Source organism: Alistipes timonensis JC136 (assembly GCF_900107675.1).
GTDB lineage: Bacteria > Bacteroidota > Bacteroidia > Bacteroidales > Rikenellaceae > Alistipes > Alistipes timonensis.
Genome location: NZ_FNRI01000003.1, coordinates 87,982 through 111,320, shown reverse-complemented (window position 1 = coordinate 111,320; position 23,339 = coordinate 87,982). Strand labels below are relative to the sequence as shown.

Sequence of the window (23,339 nt, the reverse complement as noted above, 5' to 3'; positions counted from 1 at the left end):
TTTTACCGTTCGTTGTAAACCTTCATCTTCTGTCCGCCGTATTCGTTCATCAACTGCGGATAGGGCAGTACGCCGTTTGCATCGGCCCACCGGAAATAGAGTTGCGCCATCCGTGCGACCCTGCGCGGATGGCGGGCCGCCAGGTCGTGCTGTTCGGTGCGGTCGTGCGCGATGTCGTAGAGTTCCCATCGCTGTCCGTTGTAATAGGAAGCCACGAGTTTCCATCGTCCGAGACGTACCATGCGGTTTCCCTCGTGTTCGGCGAAGATCGGACGGACGGGCAGCCGCCGCCCTTCGGCGAGGGGCAGGAGCGAGATGCCCTCGGCCGGTACCGGCCGGCGCCCTTCGTACTGCGCGGGATATTCTGTCCCTGCGGCGTCGAGACAGGTGGCCATGATGTCGATGAGATGGCAGGGCTGATGGTCGATGCCGCCCGGGTGTTTCACCCGGCCGCCCCACCACAGAATGCTCGGAGACGAGATCCCGCCCTCGTGTGCGAAATGTTTGTAGAGGCGGAACGGGGTGCAGCAGACATTGGCCCAGCCGGTGCCGTAGTGGTGGTAGGTTCCGGGCTGTCCCATGCCGGCGAGTTCGTCGGCGGTGTGGATGCGGTAGTTCGTGCCGCTGCGGCCGTCGAACCCGAATTCGTGCCATTCGGCGCAGGCTCCGTTGTCCGAGAGAAAGAGCAGGAGCGTGTTTTCCAACTGCCCGTTGTCGCGCAGCGCTTCGACAAGGCGTCCGATGTTGCGGTCCATGATGTCGATCATGGCCGCATAGATGGCCATGCGGCGCGCCAGGTCGTGCCGCTGTTCTTCCGGGAGCTCTTCCCAGGCCGGCACCGGCCGTGTGCGGTCGATGAACTGGCTTGCCGGCACTACGCCCCGTCCGGCGGCCTGCTCCTCGCCGGACAGCAGGCCCAGACGGCGCAAACGCGCCTCCCGCTCCTCCCGGATCGCATCCCAGCCTTTCAGATAGACCTCCATGTAATGATCGATGCGTTCGCGGGGCGCTTGCAGCGGGAAATGCGGAGCGTTGTATGATACGTGCAGGAAGAGCGGTTTGTGCAGTTCGCGCGCCCGGGCGGCGAAGTCGATGGCGTAGTCAGTGATGACATTCGTGGCGTAAAACTCGCCCCGGGCATACTCCCGCCGGGGCGCCGTTTCGGGCAGCCGGACGTAACGTTCGGGATTCCAGTAGCTCATGGCGCCGTTGAGGAATCCGTAAAAATCGTCGAAACCGCAATCGACGGGAGTATACGCCTTTCCCATGTGCCATTTGCCTGCCATGGCGGTATGATAACCGGCCGCTCGGAGCGCTTCGGCGATGGTGAGGTTGTTGTCCTGGCGATAGCCCCGGTAGCCTTCGGGCCACGCTTCCCGGTGGTCGCGCACCATCTCGCCGATACCTACCCGATGGGGGTATAGCCCTGTCAGCAGGCAGGCCCGCGAGGGACAGCTGCGGCCCGAATTGTAGAGCTGCGTGAGGCGCAGGCCCTCGGCCGCCAGCCGGTCCAGTACGGGCGTCTCGATTTCGCCTCCGAAGCATCCCGGATCGGAAAAGCCGAGGTCGTCGGCCAGGATAACGACGATGTTGGGCTGTGTTTGGGCGGGTTGGGCCGATGCCGTTCCGGCGGCTGTCAGCGCGGCCGGGAGGAAGAGGGTCCGGGGGTTCATGGGCGGAGCGTGATGACGGTGAAGGAGATGCGGCGGTAGAGATCGTCGGCGTCGCCGTTTTCATAGAGCACGCCTACGCGGTTGCGGCCGAGCCGTACCAGATCGGAATAGGCCGACGGTCCGGGGCAGACGGTCGCCAGATGGTGCCATGTCCGGCCGTTGTCGCGGCTCTCGCACAGCGAAAGGTTGTGGCGCCGGCGCGGGTCGTGGGGGTTGCAGAAGAGCAGCCGCCGGGTGGGACGGCCGCCGCGCGTGAGGTTCAGCAGGCTTCCCTGACAGCGGGGTTCGACCAGTTCGGGATGTTCGCCCCGGATGCTCCAGCTTGTCCCGCCGTCGCGGCTCACGGCGTACAGACGGAGGCTGTCGCCGCGTTCGTAGTGCCGCATGTTCAGCAGCAGCGAGCCGTCCGCGAGTTCGGCGACCGTGCTTTCGTTCCCGCCGCGCTGCGAAACGGCTCCCAACTGCCACGTGCGGCCCTCGTCGTCGGAGAAGAGCAACTGCGAATAGGATTCGACCCGGCCGTCGTTTTCCAGCCGTTTGTGGTTGGCCGGAACGACGATCCGCCCTTTGTGGGGCGCGCGGCGTTTGACGATGGCGTGGCACGGGCCGGTGGCGTACCAGGTCCAGCCGGGGTCCTTGACCCCGGAGGTGATCTCTTCGGGACGGCTCCACGTCCGTCCGTGGTCTTCGGAGCGGAGCACGAAAACACGCCGCGTATCGACGCTCGTGCGGTTTTCGATCTGCCGCTCGCGGTCGCAGCCGCGGTTCCACGTCGCCAGCATGACGATCCGTCCGCCGCCGAGAACCGCAGGAGCCGGATTGCCGCAGGTGTTGCCGCCGTCGTCCCAGACCGTCGTGATCGGGCCCCAGGTGCGCCCGTCGTCCTCCGAACGGCGCATCACGAGGTCGATGTCGCCGCTGTCGCGTTTGTCGTGCCGGCGCGCTTCGGCGAAGGCGATCAGTGCGCCGTCGTCCGTGCGGATGACGACCGGAATTCGGAACCCCGCGTAGCCCGCCTCTCCTTCGGTAAAGACCGTGACCGCTTCGCCGACGACGGGGGCGGCGGACGCGGAGTTGCGGACGGACCTGCCGGACTCTCCGGCGGCGGTGGATGCGGCTGCCGCTTCGGCGGCCAGCGTCATGCCGAGGAGCATAACTCCCCCGACAAGGCTTCGCAAAGTCTGTTTCATGGTAATCGGTATGTGAACGGGTTGTTTACCGTTTGTGGCGTTCGAGGTAGATCGTGTAGAGCTTGAAATGCTCGACGATGGCGTGTTTGTAACCTTCGAGATCGCCGCGTTTGATGTATTCCAGCAGATGACGGTGGGTGATCAGTTCGCTGTTCTGGATAAGCTCCTGCTCGATGGGTTCGAAGATGTCGCGGTATTTCTCCTTGACGAAATCCAACACCGGGTAGATGATGTCCTGAAACTCCGAGATGATGCGGTTGCCCGTGATTTCATAGAGCTTCGTATGGAAACGGTGCTCGCTGATGGGGGCGTATTTGTTGTTGCCGATCACCTGGCTCATCTCGACGATCTGTTCCAACTCTTCGATGTCCTGCGGGGTGAGGTTGCTGAAAATGTTGTTGCTGATGCCGATTTCGAGCGCGATGCGGAATTCCAGGATGTCCCGCAGCGTCGATTCGTTCATCAACAGCGGATTGATGCAGCGCTTCATGCCGCCGAGCAGCGACGGTTCGCCCAGGATCATGCCTTTCTTGGTGCGTGAAACGATCATGCCGGTCATTTTGAAGCGGCTCAGCGCTTCGCGCAGGACCGGACGCCCGACGCCCAGCGATGCGGCCAGTTCGATCTCGTTGGGGATGCTGCTGCCCGGGCGCAGGCCCTTCTCCTTGAAAAAACGGATCAGGCTCTCTTCGACGCTGTCGACGAGCGTGGTGTTGCGGTTGTCCAGTTTCAGTACCTCCATCTGCGGTAATTTTCCGTAAAGATACGAATTATTTCTTTTGTCATGTCAAATTATTCGGACAAATCGAGGCCGGACCGCTCCGGTTCGTCATTCCGTCCGCCAGTCGAATTGCTTGGGGCGTTCGACCGTTTGGCGGTATTTGCGGCCGAAACGGTCCGTGACGGTCACTTCGAGGGGCGTGTCCGGGGCCGAGGCTTCGACCGAGAACATGTGCGGATTGGCCACGGCGCGGAAAGCCGTGGGGCGTGTAGGCAGCGCATCGCGGCGGATCAGGATGTAGAGCGGGTCTTTGGCCCACACCTGTTCGACTTTCAGGTCGCGGCCCTTCTCGCGCACGCGCACCGTCCATCGTTCGTCCCAGTTGTAGACGTTGATCAGACAGCGGTTGCTGCCCGGCTGGCCGCCGAACTCCCCGGGAACCCGGTTCAGGTCGTAGACGCGGAACTGGTTGCGGTCGGCCCGGTAGCCGTTGGGCTTGAACTGCCAGTCGGCGCGGCCGCCTCGGTAACGCAGGATCAGGTAGCCGCCGGGTGAGCCGTCTTCGCTCACCAGCCGGCTTTCGGGGCCGTTGATCTTCCACGACACGGCTGAAGCCGAGACGAGCGTGTGCTGGAAAATGCGGTCGGTCAGCGGGATATTGATGAACCGGTGGTTGTGCCCCGTCAGCAGGCGCACGTCGTCGAACTTCGCCAGCAGCGGCATGATCTGGTCGTGCAGGGCCCGCTGGTTCTCTCTGGCCGAGAATTCGGGGGTGCCGTCGCTGCCGATGCCCGTCCAGTCGGCGACGGGTACGTGCATGCAGACGACGAGCGGAGTGCCGCTGCCGACGGTCTCCAGGTCGCGGACCAGCCAGCGGAGCTGGCGTTCGTCGAGCCGGTAGTCGTTGCGGGAGGGGCGCCGGCCGTTTTTGAGCGCTCCCTTGCGGACGACGGTGTTGTCGAGCATGACGAAATGCACTTTTCCGAGGTTGAACGAGTAGTAGTTCGGGCCGATGATCTGGCGGTAAGGGCGCTGGGCGATGCTGTCCCACTGCGCGTCGGGGACCGCCGGATCGACGAACCGTTCGTTGTCGTGGTTGCCCGGGACGTGGAAGACGGGCGAGGGGTAGGTTTTCATCACGTCGAGGTACTTCCGCAGCGCGAAGTCGTTCTTGTGCCACATGATGTCGGTGGTCATGTCGCCCAGATGGAGCGAATAGACCGGACCTTTGGTGCGCTCGATCTCGTGCGAGATGTCGGGCAGGTACCATTTGCGGAACTGCGGCAGGTCGAGCTCCTCGGGATCGCCCCGGAGATGGGTGTCGGTCGAGACGAAGAGCGTGAAGTTGTCGTTGCTGCGTTTTTCGAGCTGGAAATCGATCACGTCGAGGTCGCAATGGGTTGTGTAACCGAAAAAACGCGGGATCAGGCCGTCGGCGGCCGTTTCGTAACCCCCGGGGATGGACATGAACACATATCCGCAGGGTTTCGAGGAGGACATTGCATAACGTCCGTCGGAATCGGTCCGGACGACCAGCTCGCCGTCCGAGACGACGACTCCGGCGACGGGTTTCCCTTTGCAGGTGACCCGGCCCACGATGTTGGGTTTCTGTGCCTGCGCACACCAGGCGGCGCAGAGGGCGGTTAAAAGGAGCAGTTTTTTCATTTTCGTTTCGGTGAGCGGAGCGATCCGGAGGGAGACGCTCCGAAGCGTCTCCCTCCGACCGGTCCGGTTTTTTATTTTTCTTTCACGCAGCGGATCTGCATCGCCTGATTGCGGTAGCCGAGGTCCTCGGTGTCGGCATGAACCTGGGCCGTGCCGATGGCCGGAGCATACAGGAACATATAACGGCCTGCCGGACGGAAATAGAGCAGTCCCGAGGCATAGGTCGTGGCCGTCTTCGAATATGGGTTGTCCCCGCCCGTGAACATCGAGCGCGACCAGTAGAATGCGGCGTTGTTCGATTCCACCACGGCTCCCGTGGCGTCGCGGCGTCCTCCGCAGGGGAAGATCAGCGTCTCCACGGCCGGGTCGGTTTCGTGCTCCGTCCAGAAATTCCGGGCGTCCGCCACCTTGGGGAAGTCGGCCGATGCGTCGGCTTTGAGCCGGTCGATGCGCAGGATGTTTTCGCCGCCCGTCATGTGATTCTGTGTATCCTTCTCATGGGTCTTGGTGTAGGAGGGCGGCGTCGAGGTCTGCGTGCCGCCCTGGTTGATCCACAGATAGCGGACGTACCAGGCGTCGGCCGTGCCCTTTTGTTTGATGCCCGAATGGAACATGGTCTCCGTGTCTTTCGTGATGGCTCCCGATCCGAAACCTACATAGGGGTGCGTCACTCCGTTCGGAAGCACTTCGGCCGCTTTTTGCTGGCCGTTGGCGAAGATCAGGGCGTTGTTGCGATAGGGCATGACTCCGGCCAGTTCCTCGTAGGTCGGCAGCCGCCATCCGGCGGGGCAGGGATTCGTCGTGACGGATTCCCAGTATTGGTCGAAGGAGCCTTCGACGCCCTGCGAATTCCAGTCCTGCGTTTCGCCCGTGTAGGCGATGAACGCCGGGCTGGCGAGGGCCTCCGCCGGGGTCATCTGCGCCGATACGGTCTCCACCTCGCCGGTTGCGGGGAAGGGCATCGTGCGGCCCCACTGGTAGAGGTAGCCGAAACTGCGCACGTCGTTGGCAAAGGCCTGCGAGGCTCTGAGCGTGGCGCCGATCGAACGGTCCATCCATTCCAGATCGCCGAATTTGATCGTCTTGATGCCTGCGAGACCCTGCTGGACGACCTTGACATTGCAGGTCGCACCGCCGGCATTGACGGCGAACGACGCCGTCCGGTCCTCGCCGGGGTTCTCTTTCAGCGTGCGGATACGGATGGCACCCTCCTTGACGATGACGGCGTCGTACCAGTCTTCCGATATGGTCCCGATCTCGGCCGAGCCGTCGACGTTGAGGATGTAGCCGATCGTGAAGCCGTAGTTCGGCTCGGGGGTGAAGGGCAGCGTCACGGTGTTCTTGTCCGAAAGCCATTCGCCCGTGATCTGGATGGCGTCCACTTCGGCCGCACCGCTGAAATCGGGCGACAGCACGGCCGTCACCTCCCCGCCCCGGTTGCGGAGCGTCAGTTTGTAGTCGTAATCGGCGTAGAGGGTGCTGGCGAGCGTGGTCTTGCAGACGAAATCGCTCCCCGAGAGAGTGCCTTTCACCGTGACGGCCGTTTGGTTGGCTGCTGCCGGCAGCAGGTAGAAAGCCCCGGCCTCCTCGCCGGCAGCGAGATCGGCGGCTGCGGTGTAGTCGGCGGTCGGCAGATCGACCGAAATGGTCTTTACGAAAGGATAGACGCTCGCCGAGGCTCCCGAAACGGAGACATCCGAGAGGACGATCTCGCCGGGAAGCGTGTTGCGGAGCGATATTTTGGCGACGGTCCGGGCCAGGCATACCGGCACATGGGCGTTGGCGGCACTGGCGATGAAGGTCGTGCCGGCCATGACGAAGGGGGCTGCCGGGGCTTTGGGTCCGGCAGGGGTCACGACGACGCTGCTGCGGAAATCGTCGAGCGCCGTGGCCGGGGCGCTTTCGGTCGCTTCGTCGAGCGTGACGAGCGTCGGAAGCGTGACGCTGCCGCCGGCATTGCCCAGCACGAAGACATGCTTCTGCCCCGAGGTCGGAAGCACGATCTGCTCGCTGCCGATGCGGTAGTTGTGCGTTCCGGCGATCTTTTCCGGTTCCGCGGGGACGATTCCCTGCTTGCAGTATTGCAGGGCATTGGTCGTAACGTCGAAAATATAGATGTCGTAGCTCGTGACGGCCCGCTCTTCGGCCGAAGCGGCCGAGCGGGTCGAGATCATCGTACCGCTGACCTGCACTTCGACGCTCATCTCGGCCTGTTGCCGGTTGTTCTCCAACACGCTGTTCTCGTCGTGCAGTTCGGGCGAGCATGCTGTGGCGAGGAGCCCGCAAAGGAGGCTTATGGTTCGTTTTTTCATGACTCGGAGGGTTTATTCGTTGATGTATTTTGCGATCGTCGCTGCCGGAATCTTGCGGAACGAGATCTGCTCGCTGTAATGCGTCGGTCCGTTTTCATAGAGTACGCCGACGCTGCCGTCGTCGAAGACGACCATGTCCGAATAACCGGATTTGCCGCCGGTAATCTGGTAAACATCCGTTTTCCATGTGGCGCAGTCGTCCAGACTGGCCCGAATCGAAAGATGGTCGCGTCCCGTACTGTTGTTGCTGCTGGCCAGGATGACCGACGAAGGAACGCCGTTCGTATTGTAGTTTACGATCGATCCCTGGCATCCCGGGTCCGTGCGCAGCGGGTTCGGCGTATAACGGCTCCAGGTGATGCCGCCGTCTCCGCTGACGCTCCATCCGCGCTGCTTTTTGTAGGCTCCCGTGCCGCGCATGTCGAGATAGATGCGGCCGTCGGACAGCTCGACCGGTACGCACTCGTTGCCGTAATGCAGCTCTTCGTCGAGTTCGAGCATGTGCCAGCTCTCGCCGTTGTCGTCGGAGTAGGCGACGTGCGAACCGTAGTAGTTTTCATCCTCCGAGTCGGCGGGTACGGCCGTTCCGCCGAACACCTGATATTTATGGTCGCAGCCGACGAGGATGCGTCCCTTGTGCTCGCCGGTCTTCAACTGAATGGCGTGCCCGGGGCCTGCTTTGAAAAAGCCTGTCCACAGGTAGCGGCCGGGGTCCGAATTGCGGTTTTCGGTGAACCACTTGAACGGACCCGACCAGGTCGCGCCCTCGTCGTCGGAGTAGAAGCTGACCACGTGGTTGTGGTATCTCTGCGACTCCTCGAACGAGAAGTAGTTGCTTTTGAATTTCGCTTCGGTGGTTCCGGTGCGCGCCCAGCAGCAGAACACCACCAGACGGCCGCTTTCGGTCCAGACGGCGCAGGCGTTTCCGCAGGTGTTGTCCTCGTCGTCGAACAATACCTGCGAGGGGCCCCAGGTCTGGCCGTCGTCGGTCGAGACCCGGTAGACCAGGTCGATGTCGCCGCCGTCCTTGTTGGTCGAGCCGGTCTCTTCGCGGGCCTCGCAGAAAGCGATCAGCTTGTGCGGGGTCCGGACCAGTCCCGGAATGCGGAAATTGTGGATGCGTTTGGTGGGGTAGACGGCTCCCTTGTTTTTCCACAACACCTGTGTCGTCCCGGCCGAAAGGTCGGTCCCTTCGTCGAGATCGTGGGTCGGCGTGCCGAACTCGAAGGAGTCGCCGCAGGCGGCGGCCGTCAGGGCCAGCACGGGAAGCAGGAGGTTCAGTATTCTGGTTTTCATCGTGGCGTGTTTTTTAGTTGTAACCTACCGTTTGACGGATATTCGGATTTTCGTTCATGCAGGCGGTCGTGATGGGCCACAGCAGGATGTTGGTCTCGTTCTGGCGGCCGCGGAGCGATTCGATCTTCGTGAAGGCGTAGCCCAGGCGGATGTAGTTCCACCAGCTCTTGCCTTCGCCGGCGAACTCCTTCAGATACTCGGTCATCAGCGACTCCTTGAAACTGTGGTAGTCCGAGGCGGTGTAATAGTTGTCGATGCCGTAAGCCCGCTTGGCGACGCGGTTGAGGTATGTGAGCGCCGTCGGGACGTTGCCCCGTTCGTTCTCGATCTCGGCCTTGAAGAGCAACGCCTCGGCGTAGCGGTAGAGCGGCAGGTCGGAGATGAAGTAGCGTTTGTTGTCGGCCCACTTGCCGGCGAACTTGTTGACCCACGTGTAGCGGTAACCCTCCTCTTCATCGGTCCAGTCGCCGTAGCTGACCGGGGTGCGGGTGTCGCGCTCGTCCTTGTAGAGCAGCTCCACGAGGCTCGGCGAGAAGATGAAACGCTGGTCGTTGGCTGTCATCAGCTTGACGTGCGTTTCGATATGTTCGCTGGCCGAGTGGAAGCGGGTTTGCGGGATGAGATAGGTCTCGGCATAGCCGCCTTCGTACTCGCCCTGTCCGAAATGGAGCGTGAGGATGATTTCGGCATTGTTCTTTTTCGTGATGTCGAAGATGTCGGCATAGGAGCCGATCAGGTCGAGCCGTGAATCCTTGAACACCTCGGCCAGAGCTTCGTCGGCGGCCGTGAGGGCGTCGTCGCCGCCTTCGCGGGTCTGGTAGAGCCAGAGATTGTAGTCGGCTTTGAGCATCTGCACGGCGCTGCGCGTGGCGATGGTGCAGTCGGCGGCCGATGCGGGCATCAGCCGGAGCGCATCGTCGATGTCGCGGGCGACCTGTTCGTAGATCTGCGCGGCGTCGCTGCGCGAAGGTTGCAGGTCGTTGTCGCTCGACTCGAAACCCTCCAGAAGCAGCGGTGCGTCGCCCCATACGCGGACGATGTTGTAATAGGTGTAGGCGCGCACGAAATGGGCGTTGGCCAGAATGAGGTTCTTTTGGTTTTCGTCCGAGAACGCGATGTCCGGCACATGGCGCAGGATGAGGTTGGCGTTGTTGATCGTCGTGTAGCTCGATCCCCAGTTGGTGCCTTTTGTTTCGCTGCTGTCGAGTGCGTTGTTGAACATCTTGTCGGCCGATCCCGAGCCGCCGGCTCCGTTGGTGAAGGTTCCGGCACGGTAGTCGCCCCAGTAGATCATGGCGGTCTGGAACGTTGCGCGGAACTGGTGGTACATGCCGTAGAGGGCTCCCGTGGCGTCGCCTTCGTCGAGCCACATGTTCGAAGTCGTGATCTTGCTTTTCTGGATGATGTCCATGTCGCCCAGGCACGAAGCGGAACCCGCTGAGACCGCGGCGAGCAGCACGAATTGTATGAGTCTGTTTTTCATGTCGGTTCTTGCTTGAGGTTGATTAAAAGATCAGACGTACGCCGAACGAGAAACGGCGGATCGGGGGATAGTTGTAGAATACGTCGCCGTCGTAGGTCGTTGACGACCCCATTTCGGGCGAAATGCCCTTGACCTCGGTGAAATAGCAGAGGTTGTTGCCCGATACGGTCAGCGTGACGCCTTTCAGTCCGACTTTCGTGAAGAGTTTCGACGGCAGGGAGTATTGCAGCGTGATTTCGCGCAGGCAGAGGTAGTCGCCCTTGTAGGTGAACGTGTTGGTCGCACGGCGGTTGTAGTTGTCGTTGCCCCAGTTCGAATCGTTGGCGTAGAACTTGGCGTACTTGGTTTTGTCGCCGGGCTTTTTCCACGCTTTCAGCACATCCTTGGCCAGCGCGTAGTTGTTGGTGAAGGTGCCGTAGAAGTAGCGCGAATAGGATTCGTCGAAGATCGAGTGTCCCGTGGCCCAGTCCAGATAGAGCGACAGGGTCCAGTTTTTGAGCCGGAACGTGTTCTGCAAACCGCCGGTGAAGGGCGGGACGGTGACTCCCAGGCAGAACTGGTCGGCCGTGGTGATCTGTCCGTCGCCGTTCCGGTCGGCCCATTCGTAGTCGCCGACACGTTTGGCGCCTTTCTGGGGCAGGCGCGACAGGGCGTCGTAGTTGGCGTTGGCGGCCTGCTCTTCGGTCTCGATGATGCCCGTGGCGACATAGCCGTAGAAGCGGTTGAGGGGTTCGCCTTCGGCGATGCCGCCGAAGAACGTGCCGTCGCCCAGGGCGATGCCGCCCGTGCGGTTCTTGTCGATCCCGTTGTCGGGCAGTTTGAGCACTTTGTTCTGCTGGTAGCTCAGCACGAGTTTCGACTCCCAGCTGAAATTCTTCTTCACGATGTTGCGGGTGGTCAGTTCCAGTTCATAGCCCCAGAAGCGGACTTTGCCCAGGTTGGTCCAGAACTTCGAGAAGCCCGTCGTGTTGGGCAGCTTTTGTTCGTAGAGCAGGTTGCGCGTGCGCTTGTCGAAGAAATCGGCGCTTACGTAGATGCGGTTTTTGAACAGGCCGGCTTCGATACCGATGTCGAGCTGGTTCGAGGTCTCCCATTGCAGTCTCTCGTTGGGCATCTCCGAGGGTTTGATGCCCGAGTTCCCGTTGTACATGTAGCTGGCGCCGTAGGAACCGTAGGCGTCGTAGATGCCCACCGAGGCGTTGTTTCCGGTCGAACCGTAGCTGGCGCGCAGTTTGAGGAAATTCAGTTGGCGGATGCCGTTGAGCCAGGGCTCTTCGGTCAGCACCCAGCCGCCCGAAATACCCGGGAAGAAGCCCCAGCGGTCGTCTTTGGCGAATTTCGACGATCCGTCCTCGCGGAAGGTGGCCGTCAGCAGATACTTGCCCTTGTAATCGTAGTTGAGGCGTCCGAAGAATCCGATCTGGCATTCGGCCTGCTCCGACGAGGTGATGTCGTCGGGTTCGAAGACCGAGGAGCCGTTGATGGTGGTTACCTTGTCCGAGGTGCCGCCCGATCCGGCCACGCTGACCGTTTCGTAGTCGCGTTTCTGGTAGGAATAGCCGCCCATGACCGAGAAGTTGTGGTCTTCGGCGAACGTCTTCTTGTAGGAGACGTAGGCTTCGAGCTTCTGGCGTTCGGTCATGGTCTGGCCCCACGACGATTTCCGCGTGGCGTCGAAGACGTTGGCCTTGATGAACTGCTTGGTCTTCGAGTCGGTGCGGAAGAACGACCCCTGCACGTTGGCCGTCAGGCCGTCGATGATCTCCCATTTCAGGCCGCCGATGAGCGACAGGTAGTTTTTCTGATTGCTTCGGTCGTAGTATTTGTCGTAGAAGAGCGGGGTTTGCGACGAGGAGTTGTAACCCTCGACCGGCGTGCCGTCCTCGTAGTAGGCGTTCATCGTCGGCGGATTGGCCAGCGCCCGGGAGATGGTGTTGCGCTGGTTGGCATAGGCTTCGGTGTTGGTGCGGGCGAAATCCACGCCGAAGCTGGCCGTCAGCCGTTTGGTGATCCTGGCGTCGAGGTTGCTCTTGAAGTTCACGCGGTCGTAACCCGTCGAGAGAGCCACGCCTTCGTCGTCGGTATATCCCAGGCTGGCCGAGTAGCGGACCCGTTCGCCGCCGCCGTCGATTCCCAGGTAGTAGTTTTGCCACCAGGCGCCGTTATAGAGCAGGTCTTGCCAGTCGGTGTCGCGGTACATGATCGTTTTCGAGGGGTTGACCGGGTCGGGCATCGTCCTGTATCCGGCGGGCAATACATCCGTTGCGGGATCGTAATAGCGGGTCGAGAAGATGCCGTCGGGCTTGTTGCCGACACCGGCCGAGTGAGCTCCGTTCAGGTAGCTCAGGGCGTCGGATGCACGCGAAGGGATGTTCAGGTATTCGGCGACCGCCGTGCGGACGACCTCGATGTATTCGCGGGCGTTCAGGAACTCGATTTCGGTCTCGGTGTCCTGCCAGGCCCAGTTGGCCTCGAACGTGATGCGGGGAGCCTTGTTGTAACCGCCGCGCTTGGTGGTCACGAGGATGATTCCGTTCGAAGCCTTTGCTCCGTAGATGGCCGACGACGCGGCGTCTTTCAGCACGTCGATCGAGGCGATGTCGTTGGGGTTGATGGCCGAGAAGTCGCGTTCGACGCCGTCGACGAGCACGAGCGGGGAGTTCGAACCGTTGATCGACGAGCCGCCGCGGATCTGGTAGGAGAATCCGCCGCCGGGCGAGAAGTTGGTCTGCGTGACTTTCAGACCGGCGATCTTGCCTTTCAGACCTTCGCCGACGGTCGAAATCGGGATGTTTTGCAGCGCCTCTCCGTCGAGTTTGGCGATCGAGGAGGTCACCGACCGGCGCGACTGTTCGCCGTAGCCGACCACCACGACCTCGTCCACGGCGATCGATTCGGGCGCCAGCTCTACGTCGATACGGCTTTGCGAACGGGGGATGGCGACCTCCTGCGTCCGGTAGCCGATGAACGATACGACCAGCGTGGCGTCGCCGTTCGGCAGGTCGAGTGCGAAGCTGCCGTTCGAGTCCGTGGTGATGCCCTGGGTCGTGCCTTTGACGATGACCGAGGCTCCGACGACGGCCTGGCCCTTGTCGTCCGTCACCCGGCCCGTCAGACGGTGGGTCTGAGCCCAGACGCTCATGCCTGCGAACAGAAACGCCAGACAGAGGAGGCACCTCGATGCGACGCTCCGTCCTCCGTATCCGGAGTCGAAACGCCTCTTTGTGGTAGAGTTTTTCATTTGGCGGAAATTTTTGGTTTCATGATATAGGGTTGGTTATTGATTCATTTGTTTTATAAGACAAATACGGCTGCGAAGAGGCGGTTAGGATCGGATTACGCACCGGTTTTCCGTTTCCCGTAGATGGTCAGCGAATCGGTGTCGCGGCTGCTGCGGGGGACGCAGAGGCTTGCCAGATAACCGACGATGAAACACGAAAGGAATCCGGTCGTGGAATAGAGCAGCAGGTTGACATACCCGCTGCGGGCGACGAGAATCTGCACGACGACGCTGGCCGCGATGCCGCACAGGGCGCCGAACGTATTGGCGCGCCGGGTCGTGAGGCCCAGCAGAAACAATCCGCCCAAACCGCCGAGCAGGATGCCGAGGATCTTCGAGAATTCGTCCCACAGCGATTTGATCTCCCACGAAGCCATTATCAATGCGAATCCTACGCCGACGAGTCCCAGTACGAGGGTCGAGAGGCGCGCCGTGCGCAGCAGCGCGCGGCCGTTGCGCGCGGCGGGGCAGATTTTGCGGTGAATGTCCGTGACGAAGGCCGTTGCGGCGGAGTTCATGCTGCTGCTGAGCGTCGACATGGCGGCGGCGAACAGACCGGCGATTATCAGTCCCAGTACGCCCGACGGAAGCTGGGTGCTGATATACCACGGCAGGATGGCGTCGCTGTCGCGGACGGCCATGCTCAGCTCCGCCGGGTAGTGGCGGTAGAAGGCCCACAGCGCCGTGCCCACCAGAAAGAAGAGGATGGTGGCCGGAATGGTCAGTGCGGCGTTGACGTAGACGCCTTTGCGGGCTTCGCGTTCGGTGGCGGTGGTCAGGTAGCGCTGCACGATGGTCTGGTCGGTGCCGTAGGTGGTGATGTTGGTAAAGAAGGTTGCGATCAGCACGGTCCACATCGTCGGCTGGCGCAGGTCGAAAGCTGTCGATCCGAGGTTGAATTTCCCGGCTGCGGAGGCCGAGGCGACGATGGTTCCGAGGTCCTCGGGGAGTTGAAGGCAGACGATGACCAGCACCGTGACGGCGGCGCCCAGGAGCACGACGACTTGCAGGGCTTCGGTCCACGCCACGGCCTCGATGCCGCCCATGAGCGTGTAGGCGAGGCTCAGGACGCCCATCAGGGTTATGCAGAGGAAGATGTCGAAACCCGTGACGACGTTGAGGGCGATCGATGGCAGCAGCAGCACGACGCCCATGCGCCCGATCTGGAAGAGGATGAAGGCGATGCTGCACAGGATGCGCACGAGGGGATTGAACCGTGCTTCGAGGTACTCATAGGCTGTGGTGACATTGAGCCTGCGGTAGAAGGGGATGAACAGCAGCACGATGACCGGCACGGCCAGCACGATGCCCGAGTTGAAGAGCAGGTAGCTCCAGTCCGTGGCATAGGCTTTGGCCGGAATGGCCATGAAAGTGATGGCGCTGAGCGCCGTTCCGAAGATGCTCAGCCCGACGATGAACCACGGGATGCGTCCCCCTCCCTTGAAGTAGTCGTCGGAGGTCTTCTGGTTTTTCGAGAAATACCAGCCGATGAAGGCCAGCGAAAGGAAATAGAGGGTGATGACGCCGATGTCGAGCCCCGTCAGGCGGTGGATGGTGCTTTGGAGCGTTCCCCGCAGCAGGACCGGGGTACGCACGCCCGGGCGTATCTCGCCGCTTGTAATCAGGATGCCGTCGTCGTCCGGAAGGACGTTCGTCGTGACCGGAAGGTCGATTTCATCGGAGACAGGAACTTCCGTAAGGGTTTCCGTGATCGTGTGGTAGAGCCGCAGCATCCGGTCGTCGGAATTGGTTCCGTTGCGGCCGCCGATCAGCAGAATGTGGTTGGTGCCGAATGGCGCCGCCGTCCCCGCCATGACCGGAAATTCACCTTCGAGGCGTTCCCAGCTCCCGAGCCGCGGGTTGTAGCGGTACCCGTCTTTGTGAACGGTCCAGGCCGAATCGCCCGAGAAGTCGCGGCCGCTGAACAGGTAGAAACAGTTGTCGAATCCGTCGCTTTGCGAAGCCGCTACCGCAAACGCCCGGGCCGGCCCGGGCCACGGCGGCAATTCCTGCCATCCGCGTCCGCGGTCGTGGAGATCGAGCATGAAGAAGTCGCGGGTGGCGGCGGTTCCCCCCCCCACCTGTTCGATGCCGCCTGCCACGTAGATGCGGTGGCCGACCAAAGCCCCTGCGGCATTGGCCAAGGGGCGCGGGAGCGAAGGCCAGGGCGTGAAGCGGGGCCGGTCGCCGTCGAGTGTCAGGAGCGATACCTGATCCGTGCACTCCGAGGCGTCGCAGCCGCCGATGCAGAGCACGCCTTCGGGCAGTGTGACCGAGATTCCGTAGGCCCGGGGTGCGGGCAGGGCGTCGCGGATGACTTGCCAGCCCCGGGAGGCGTCGTAGATGTACAAATCTCGGTGATAACGTTTCTCTCCGTTTGCTTCGGGGGTGCGGTCGGGGAAGTTGGCGCCGCCTGCGATCAGCAGTTTCCCGTCGACACGGCCCGAGAAGGCACCGGCTATTCCGATGTTGGGCGTCCCGTCGAGTTGCGGCAGGCTGAGCGAGGTGTCCCAGCGGATGGCGTCGGTTTCGGTCAGCTGCGTCGCGGGGACCCCGGCTGTCGAAACTGCCGTGCCGAGGAGCAGGAAAAGGGTCAGTATCAGGTTTCTCATGGGTCGGAAGAGGTTGGCGGGTGTCGTTATTTCGCGAAGCCGATCCGGTCGAGCTCTTCGCCCAGTCGGCGCATCTCGGACTCGGTGTAGGGTGCGAAGGGCAGCCGGCAGTCGCCGCAGTCGATGCCCAGATGGTTCATGATGGCTTTGCCGCCGCGGACGCCGCCCCCGTGACGGATGATGACGTGCACGATGTCCACCGATTCCTGCTGGAAGGCGCGGGCGCGTTCGATATCGCCTGCGAGGAATGCGTCGTAAAGGTTCCGGTAGGTGGACAGCGAATAATTATAGGTGCTGCCCACGCCTCCGCGGGCGCCTGCGGCCATGCCGCAGAGCAGCATTTCGTCGAAACCGTTGAGGATGTCGAAACGCCCGTCTTCGAGACGGATGCATTCGAGCATCTCCATGAAGTTGTTCGAGGTGAATTTGATGCCGTTCAGGTTGGGAATCGCGCGCGAGCCTTTTTCGAGGAACTCCTTCATCGGCAAGTTGACGCCCGTTACCGAAGGCATGTGGTAGGTGTAGAACGGAATCGGAGCGACGGCTGCGGCGATCGGCTTGTAGAAATCCACGAGCTCTTCGACGGATGCGGGTTTGAAATAGAACGGAGCGATGGCGCCTACGGCGTCTACTCCCTGTCCGGCGGCGTGACGCGCGAGCTCGATGCAGTCGGCCTGGCAGGTGCCGCCTACGTGCGCGATGACGCGCATGCGGCCTGCGGCGGCTTTGACCCACGCTTCGAGGACGCTTTTGCGTTCGGCGACGGTCATCGAGGTGCATTCGCCCGTCGAACCGCAGACGAATACGCCGTCGGCACCGTCGGCGGCGAGTTTGTCGGCATAGGGCCGGATTTGCGGGAGGTTGATTGCGCCGCTCTTGTCGAACGGTGTGAATACGGCTGGAATGAGTCCGGAGAGTTTAATCATGGTATGGGCGTTCATAAGTTTTTTTAACAATAAGCTGAATAATCCTATTTGTATGACAAATATAGTGAGATAAAATGAAAATCCAAAAAAGTCGGATGTTTTTTCGGATTTTCAGGAAATTTTCTGCGCAAGGCGTTTCCGCGGGCGGTCGCCGACCGGGCAGGGACTACGGCTTTTGGGTCAGCTTGTTGAAGCAGTGGCGGCAGATGGCTTCGTAGGAGTCCGTTTCGCCCAGGACAACCAGCTTCTCGTCGCTGGTGAGGCGGTGCGAATGGTGGGCGAGGTTGCCGCAGCGGACGCAGATGGCGTGGACCTTGGTGACATATTCCGCCGTAGCCATCAGGTGGGGCATCGGGCCGAAAGGTTTCCCGGTGTAGTCCATGTCCAGTCCGGCGACGATCACCCGCACGCCGTTGTTGGCCAGACGGCGGCAGACCTCCACGATGCTGTCATCGAAGAACTGCGCCTCGTCGATGCCCACCACGTCGACATCGGAGGTCATCAGCAGGATATTCTGCGGCGATTCCACCGGAGTCGAGCGGATGGCGTTGGCGTCGTGCGACACGACCTCCTCTTCGGAGTAGCGCACGTCGATGCGGGGTTTGAAAATCTCGACCCGCTGGTGGGCGAATTTGGCCCGTTTGAGACGGCGGATCAACTCCTCGGTCTTTCCCGAGAACATCGAGCCGCAGATAACTTCGATCCAGCCCTTGCGGCTGGCGTTTTCCAAAAACATAAGCTGTAAATAATATTCCTTTTAGTTCGTTTGGTTTTGTTCGCCGCCGCTCCGGGGCTGTCGGTCCCTGCGGCTTGGGACGGGTTTGCTATTTTCCGACCGCGCATTCATCGACGCGGGCGATCCGGGCGCCGAGGGCGTTCAGGCGTCCGTCGATGTCCTTGTATCCGCGGTCGATCTGGTCGATGTTCTGGATGGTCGAGACCCCTTCGGCCGACATCGCGGCGATCAGCAGCGCCACACCCGCACGGATATCGGGCGAGGTCATGCGCGTAGCCCGGAGGCGCATCTGATGGTCGTGGCCGATGACGGTGGCGCGGTGGGGATCGCACAGGATGATCTGCGCCCCCATGTCGATCAGCTTGTCGACGAAGAACAGGCGGCTTTCAAACATTTTCTGATGGATCAGCACGGCGCCCTTGGCCTGCGTAGCCACCACCAGGAAGATCGACAACAGGTCGGGCGTCAGTCCCGGCCACGGAGCGTCGGCGATGTTCATGATCGACCCGTCGAGGAACGTTTCGATGCTGTAATGGTCCTGCTGGGGGATGTAAATATCGTCGCCCCGCTGTTCGAACTGAATGCCCATGCGGGCGAACTGCGCGGGGATGATGCCGAGGTTTTCGAACGACACGTTGCGGATCGTCAGTTCCGAGCGGTTCATCGCGGCCATGCCGATAAAACTGCCCACCTCGATCATGTCGGGCAGCAGCGTGTGCTCCGTGCCGCCCAGCTCCCCGACGCCCTCGATCGTAAGCAGGTTCGAGGCGATGCCCGAGATGCGGGCGCCCATGCGGTTGAGCATCTTGCACAACTGTTGGATGTAGGGTTCGCACGCAGCGTTGTAGATCGTCGTGAATCCCCGGGCCATCACGGCGGCCATGATGATGTTGGCCGTACCCGTCACCGAGGCTTCGTCCAGCAGCATGTAGGTGCCGCGCAGCTCCCGGCCTTCGACCATGAAGAACTCGTCGGCGATGTCGAAATTGAACTTCGCACCGAGTTTCTGGAATCCGAGGAAGTGGGTGTCGAGCCTGCGGCGGCCGATCTTGTCGCCGCCCGGCTTGGGGATGTATCCCACGCCGAAGCGCGCCAGCATCGGGCCGATCAGCATGACCGAACCCCGCAGCCGGGTGCAGCGCTGGCGGTAGTCGTCCGACTGGAGGTATTCGAAATCGATGTCGCGGGCGCAGAAGGCGTAGGTGTCGTCGGCGAGCTGTTCGACGACGACTCCCATGCGGCGCAGCAGCTCGATGAGCTGCATGACGTCGAGAATCTGGGGTATGTTCCGCACGACGACCCGCTGGGGGGTCAGCAGCGTGGCGCAGAGTATTTGCAGGGCTTCGTTCTTGGCGCCCTGGGGCGTGATCGCCCCGTGGAGACGGTGTCCGCCTTCAACTTTGAATATGGCCATAAGTTAAGTGTCGTTACGACTTCAAAGGTAGTAAAAAGTCGGATGTGTGCAAAACAGAATTGCGTGTACGCTCCGGCAACGTCGCCCCCTGAAAGGGGTGTTACGACCCTGAGATTAACAGGATTTCGGGTTTTTTGCCCGGCTTTTCGAAATATTTTCGTGAAAAACTTTTGCGGATCACTTTTTTGTTGTACTTTTGCAATCCGTAAAAATGTTTGAAACAACAAAAATCAGATAGCTATGGCAATGAAGAGAACTTACCAGCCTTCGCGTCGCAAGCGCATCAACAAGCACGGTTTCCGTGCTCGTATGGCTACGGCTAACGGTCGCAAGGTGCTGGCTGCGCGTCGCGCAAAGGGTCGCAAGAAACTCACCGTATCGGACGAGTCGACGTTTAAGTACGCTTAATTTCTTGCAGGAAAGAATTAAGGGCCGGCTCTGTTGAGAGTCGGCCTTCTTTCATTTCCGATTTCACAAGGCACCTTTCGCACTTCGCCCGCAGGACGAAGCACAAAATTTGCTCCTCTAAAATCAAAAATCAGCTTTTGCTCATGCTTACCATCCGACAAGCCGCCGAAACCGACTGCCCGCTGATCCGCCGAATGGCAGAAGAGGTTTTTCCGGCCACCTACCGCGGGATACTCACTCCCGCGCAGTTGAACTACATGATGGAGTGGATGTACTCCGAGGCGAGCCTGCGGGAGCAGTTCCGCGCGGGGCATGCCTGGTTCATCGCCTCGTCCGACGGCGAACCCTGCGGTTACCTCTCGGTCGAACGGCAGGGGGAGGCGCTTTTCCATTTGCAGAAAATCTATGTCCTGCCCCGTTTTCAGGGCATCGGGGCAGGGGCGTTCCTGTTCCGGCATGCCGTGGAGTATATCCGGAGCGTGCATCCCGCACCCTGCCTGATGGAGCTCAACGTCAACCGTCGCAACCCCGCCCTGCGCTTTTACGAACGGATGGGTATGCGCCGCCTGCGCGAAGGGGATTTCCCCATCGGCGACGGTTATTACATGAACGATTATATCATGGGACTGGAGATACGATAAAGGGTTGGCCGCGGCCAACCCTCTTTATTTCTCCTCTGTTTTGAACAGGTCCGTTTCGCCCCGTTCGACTTTGCCGTGCAGGTCGGCCAACTCGGCGATCACCGGAGAGATATATTCGAGCGTATCCACGACAGCCTGTTTGTCGCCCTCGCCTTTGATGCGGTAGAGCATGGCGGCGTAAAGGGCCCGGAAGCAGAGTTCCGTGTCGCTCATCCCGGGATTTCCCAGCACGGCGCGCAGGCGCGGCAGTTCGGGTTCGAGGCGGGCGTAGGTGGTGCGGTAGTGCCCGCCCACGGGGAGTTTCATCAACTGGAGGTGCAGGTCGTGGAGGTCTTGGATCAGATGCAGCGTGTGCTCCAGATGGCCTTTCTCCTCCTTGCCCTCCTGCCGGAGCAGGTTGGCGAGATCCATGTACCAGAGCAGGAAGACGTGTTTCTGCTCCTCGCCGATGTCCTTGCGGGGGGCGATGAGCGTCGAGAAGACCGCCTCGGGGCTGAACTGCAACGCCCGGAGCAGATCTTCCAGCTGCCACAGATAGAGGATGTATTCGGCGATATTCTCACGCCGTTTTGCTTTGGCGATATCCATTATTTAATCCATGTTTTGGGCCCCGGCAGATGTTTGAGGAAATATTGCTGCGATTTCAAAAGGTTGCGCGACTGGAGCACCATGTTCTTGGTCTCGGTCAGAATCGTCAGGTAGAGCATCGAAGCCTTGGTGTTCGAGCGGGCCTCGTTGATGCGCGTGAGCTCGGATTTGATCGCCTCGGCGATCGATTCGAACAGCTGGTCGCGCAGCGTCAGCACCATTTCGATCTCCGAGAAGTCGCCGTCGCGCAGCATCAGGTTGATGTGGCGGTAGATCGATTCCACGTCGTCGTTGATCGACATCAGGTCCTTGGCCTGCTCTTTCGACAAGCCCTCGTGGTTGTTGTCGATGTGTTCGAACGCCGGGCGGGTGATGTGCATCAGCGCCTTGGTCATTTCGTTGAGGTAATCCACCACCTGCACATAGTAGTGGGCCGTGTTGACGTCGCCGCCCTGGAGTTTCTTCAATGTCGGCAGCAGCGTGTATTTGCGTTCGCGCGACTGGTAGAAGAGGTCGTTCGACTCCTTGACCATGTCGCGCAGCACCTTGCGGTTCTCCTTGAAGACGGCGATCAGCGTACGGTCGTAAATTTTCGTGGCGCACTCCATCGTGCGGCACACCTCGTCGCGCAGGTTGGCGATGATGTCGTCGTTGGTCTCGGCCTGCTTCTTGACGATGGAGCTCTCTTTGTTCTTTTTCAGGAAGTTGCTGTGAACGAGCATCCAGCCGCAGAGGACCGTGATGACGATGAAGGCTGCCGTTCCGCCGTAGATCAGCGCCAGCCCCACGGCGAAGGCGATGAGGAATCCGCCCAGCGCCGTGATGAACCATCCGGCGACGACGGTCATGACGCCCGAAATGCGGTATACGGCGCTTTCGCGGCCCCATGCGCGGTCGGCGAGCGACGAACCCATCGCCACCATGAAGCAGACGTAGGTGGTCGACAGCGGAAGTTTGAGCGATGTGGCCATGGCGATCAGCAGCGCCGAGGTCGTCAGGTTGACCGTGGCGCGGATCATGTCGTAAGGCGAACCGCTGTGTTCGACGTCCTCGTATTCGAAGCGGCGTGAGATCGCGTCCCGCAGGTGCTTGGGGATTGTGCGCTCGATGCCTGCGCTGACGTTGAGGGCCGCGCGGACAATCGTGCGCGAGAAGACCGACGAGCCGTATTGTTCCTGACCGTCGTCGCCCTGTGCCGAGAGCGAAAGTTCGGTTTCGGAGACGTGCATGGCCTTTTTCGAGGTCCACAGCGTGAGGATCATCAGGAAGCCTGCGGCCAGCAGGACCAGGAAGTTCGCCGGGACGTTCTCGTTCAGGGCGCCCATGAGCATCTGCGTGTCGCCGGTTTCCCGGGCGATGCTATAGGCGTCGAACCCGGCTACGGGCACGCCGATGAAGTTCACCAGGTCGTTGCCCGCAAAGGCCAGCGCCAAGGCGAACGTACCCGAGAGGATCGTGATGCGCAGGATGTTGATTTTGAACCGCTGGATGAAGAACAGCAGCAGCGAGCAGGCGACCCAGCAGATGAACAGGGCTGTCAGCAGGTGGTTGTCGACCAGTTGGACGAATGCGTGCCCGGCCAGTATGGACTTGAGGCCCTTGAAGATGGCGAAGTAGACGATCGCCGTCAGCGATGCGCCGCACCACAGCGAACCGTAACGGCGGAAAAGCACCGTGTAGCGGAACGAAAAGATCATGCGCGAGATGTACATGACGAATGTTCCGCAGGTAAATGCGATCACGACCGACAGCAGGATGGCCGAGACGATACCCATGGCGCGCGAAGTGTTGATGTAGTGTCCGAGCGATGAGACGCCTTGGGAGGGGTCGTTGGAGATTTTGTAGATCGACACGGCGATCGCGGCGCCGAGCAGGCAGAAGATCAGCGACACGGTGGTCGAGGTCGGGAGTCCCCACGAGTTGTAGAGGTCCAGCAGGATGACGTTGGCGAACATGACGCCCAGGTAGAGCATCATCACTTCGTGGAAGGTGAACAGTCCGGGGTTGAACATGCCGCTGCGGGCGACCTCCATCATGCCGCTCGACGTCACGACGCCGATGATGATGCCGATGGATGCCACGGTGAGGATGACCTTCATCGAGGCTGCTTTGGAGCCGATAGCGGAGTTGAGGAAATTGACTGCGTCGTTCGTGACGCCGACGAAAAGACCTGAAATAGCGAGGATTCCCAGAATGCCGACAATAACGGTGTATATTTCGCTCATGTTGGGGGTTTAGTGCAAATTGTGAACAAATTTACGCCATTTTTTCCGACGAAACGGTTTCGTAATTCATTGTTAACATTAACTTAACATAAGTCGGGCCGTAAAACGGCCGTTCCTTATGATACGAAATGCAGCGAGCCCGCAAGGGTCCGCTGCATTTTCTGTGGAT

General features: G+C 60.9%; 16 protein-coding genes. 2 read left to right on the top strand and 14 right to left on the bottom strand.

Annotation, left to right across the window (positions count from 1 at the left end; genetic code table 11):
• Window positions 1–2: 2 nt before the first annotated feature.
• The 12 genes from BLU78_RS04940 to murA form a co-directional block, all read right to left on the bottom strand.
• The gene (locus tag BLU78_RS04940) at window positions 3–1,673 is read right to left on the bottom strand and encodes an arylsulfatase (RefSeq protein ID WP_010261377.1); all 1,671 of its coding nucleotides are present in this window, start codon (window positions 1,671–1,673) and stop codon (window positions 3–5) included.
• Window positions 1,670–2,863, bottom strand: coding sequence for a sialidase family protein (locus tag BLU78_RS04935; protein ID WP_231290778.1), 1,194 nt, complete (start codon window positions 2,861–2,863; stop codon window positions 1,670–1,672). Before BLU78_RS04935 ends, BLU78_RS04940 begins: the two co-directional genes overlap by 4 nt.
• A 25-nt stretch (window positions 2,864–2,888) precedes the next feature.
• Window positions 2,889–3,605 (bottom strand): FadR/GntR family transcriptional regulator, encoded by a 717-nt coding sequence (locus BLU78_RS04930; RefSeq protein ID WP_020692080.1) that lies wholly within the window; start codon window positions 3,603–3,605, stop codon window positions 2,889–2,891.
• 87 nt (window positions 3,606–3,692) lie between these two features.
• On the bottom strand, window positions 3,693–5,249 hold the full coding sequence (locus tag BLU78_RS04925; RefSeq protein WP_010261364.1) for a calcineurin-like phosphoesterase C-terminal domain-containing protein: 1,557 nt from the start codon (window positions 5,247–5,249) through the stop codon (window positions 3,693–3,695).
• Window positions 5,250–5,320: 71 nt separating this feature from the next.
• Window positions 5,321–7,561, bottom strand: coding sequence for a fimbrial protein (locus BLU78_RS04920; RefSeq protein WP_010261360.1), 2,241 nt, complete (start codon window positions 7,559–7,561; stop codon window positions 5,321–5,323).
• A 12-nt stretch (window positions 7,562–7,573) separates the two neighbouring features.
• Window positions 7,574–8,857 (bottom strand): sialidase family protein, encoded by a 1,284-nt coding sequence (locus tag BLU78_RS04915; protein WP_010261358.1) that lies wholly within the window; start codon window positions 8,855–8,857, stop codon window positions 7,574–7,576.
• A 13-nt stretch (window positions 8,858–8,870) separates the two neighbouring features.
• A complete protein-coding gene (locus BLU78_RS04910) occupies window positions 8,871–10,340 on the bottom strand; it encodes a RagB/SusD family nutrient uptake outer membrane protein (RefSeq protein WP_010261355.1) in 1,470 nt (489 codons plus the stop codon).
• Window positions 10,341–10,362: 22 nt separating this feature from the next.
• Window positions 10,363–13,581, bottom strand: a complete 3,219-nt coding sequence (locus BLU78_RS04905; protein WP_010261349.1) for a SusC/RagA family TonB-linked outer membrane protein — start codon at window positions 13,579–13,581, stop codon at window positions 10,363–10,365.
• Between the two features lie 95 nt (window positions 13,582–13,676).
• Window positions 13,677–16,232: a sodium:solute symporter family protein gene (locus BLU78_RS04900; protein WP_074712019.1), complete on the bottom strand. Its 2,556-nt coding sequence runs from the start codon at window positions 16,230–16,232 to the stop codon at window positions 13,677–13,679.
• Window positions 16,233–16,258: 26 nt separating this feature from the next.
• Window positions 16,259–17,173 (bottom strand): dihydrodipicolinate synthase family protein, encoded by a 915-nt coding sequence (locus BLU78_RS04895; RefSeq protein WP_010261340.1) that lies wholly within the window; start codon window positions 17,171–17,173, stop codon window positions 16,259–16,261.
• A gap of 151 nt (window positions 17,174–17,324) precedes the next feature.
• Window positions 17,325–17,894, bottom strand: a complete 570-nt coding sequence (locus tag BLU78_RS04890) for a thymidine kinase (RefSeq protein ID WP_010261337.1) — start codon at window positions 17,892–17,894, stop codon at window positions 17,325–17,327.
• A gap of 88 nt (window positions 17,895–17,982) precedes the next feature.
• The gene (murA, locus tag BLU78_RS04885) at window positions 17,983–19,308 is read right to left on the bottom strand and encodes a UDP-N-acetylglucosamine 1-carboxyvinyltransferase (protein ID WP_010261335.1); all 1,326 of its coding nucleotides are present in this window, start codon (window positions 19,306–19,308) and stop codon (window positions 17,983–17,985) included.
• A gap of 246 nt (window positions 19,309–19,554) precedes the next feature.
• Here murA and rpmH point away from each other — a divergent pair, with 246 nt between their 5' ends.
• The gene (gene rpmH / locus BLU78_RS04880; protein WP_010261331.1) at window positions 19,555–19,716 is read left to right on the top strand and encodes a 50S ribosomal protein L34; all 162 of its coding nucleotides are present in this window, start codon (window positions 19,555–19,557) and stop codon (window positions 19,714–19,716) included.
• Between the two features lie 143 nt (window positions 19,717–19,859).
• Entirely contained in the window at window positions 19,860–20,357 is a 498-nt protein-coding gene (locus tag BLU78_RS04875) for a GNAT family N-acetyltransferase (RefSeq protein ID WP_010261327.1), read from the top strand.
• Between the two features lie 24 nt (window positions 20,358–20,381).
• On the opposite strand, the gene BLU78_RS04870 is transcribed toward BLU78_RS04875, so the two are convergent.
• Both BLU78_RS04870 and BLU78_RS04865 read right to left on the bottom strand, forming a co-directional pair.
• On the bottom strand, window positions 20,382–20,945 hold the full coding sequence (locus BLU78_RS04870; protein WP_010261323.1) for a DUF4924 family protein: 564 nt from the start codon (window positions 20,943–20,945) through the stop codon (window positions 20,382–20,384).
• On the bottom strand, window positions 20,945–23,170 hold the full coding sequence (locus tag BLU78_RS04865; protein WP_010261319.1) for an inorganic phosphate transporter: 2,226 nt from the start codon (window positions 23,168–23,170) through the stop codon (window positions 20,945–20,947). Before BLU78_RS04865 ends, BLU78_RS04870 begins: the two co-directional genes overlap by 1 nt.
• Window positions 23,171–23,339: the final 169 nt, after the last annotated feature.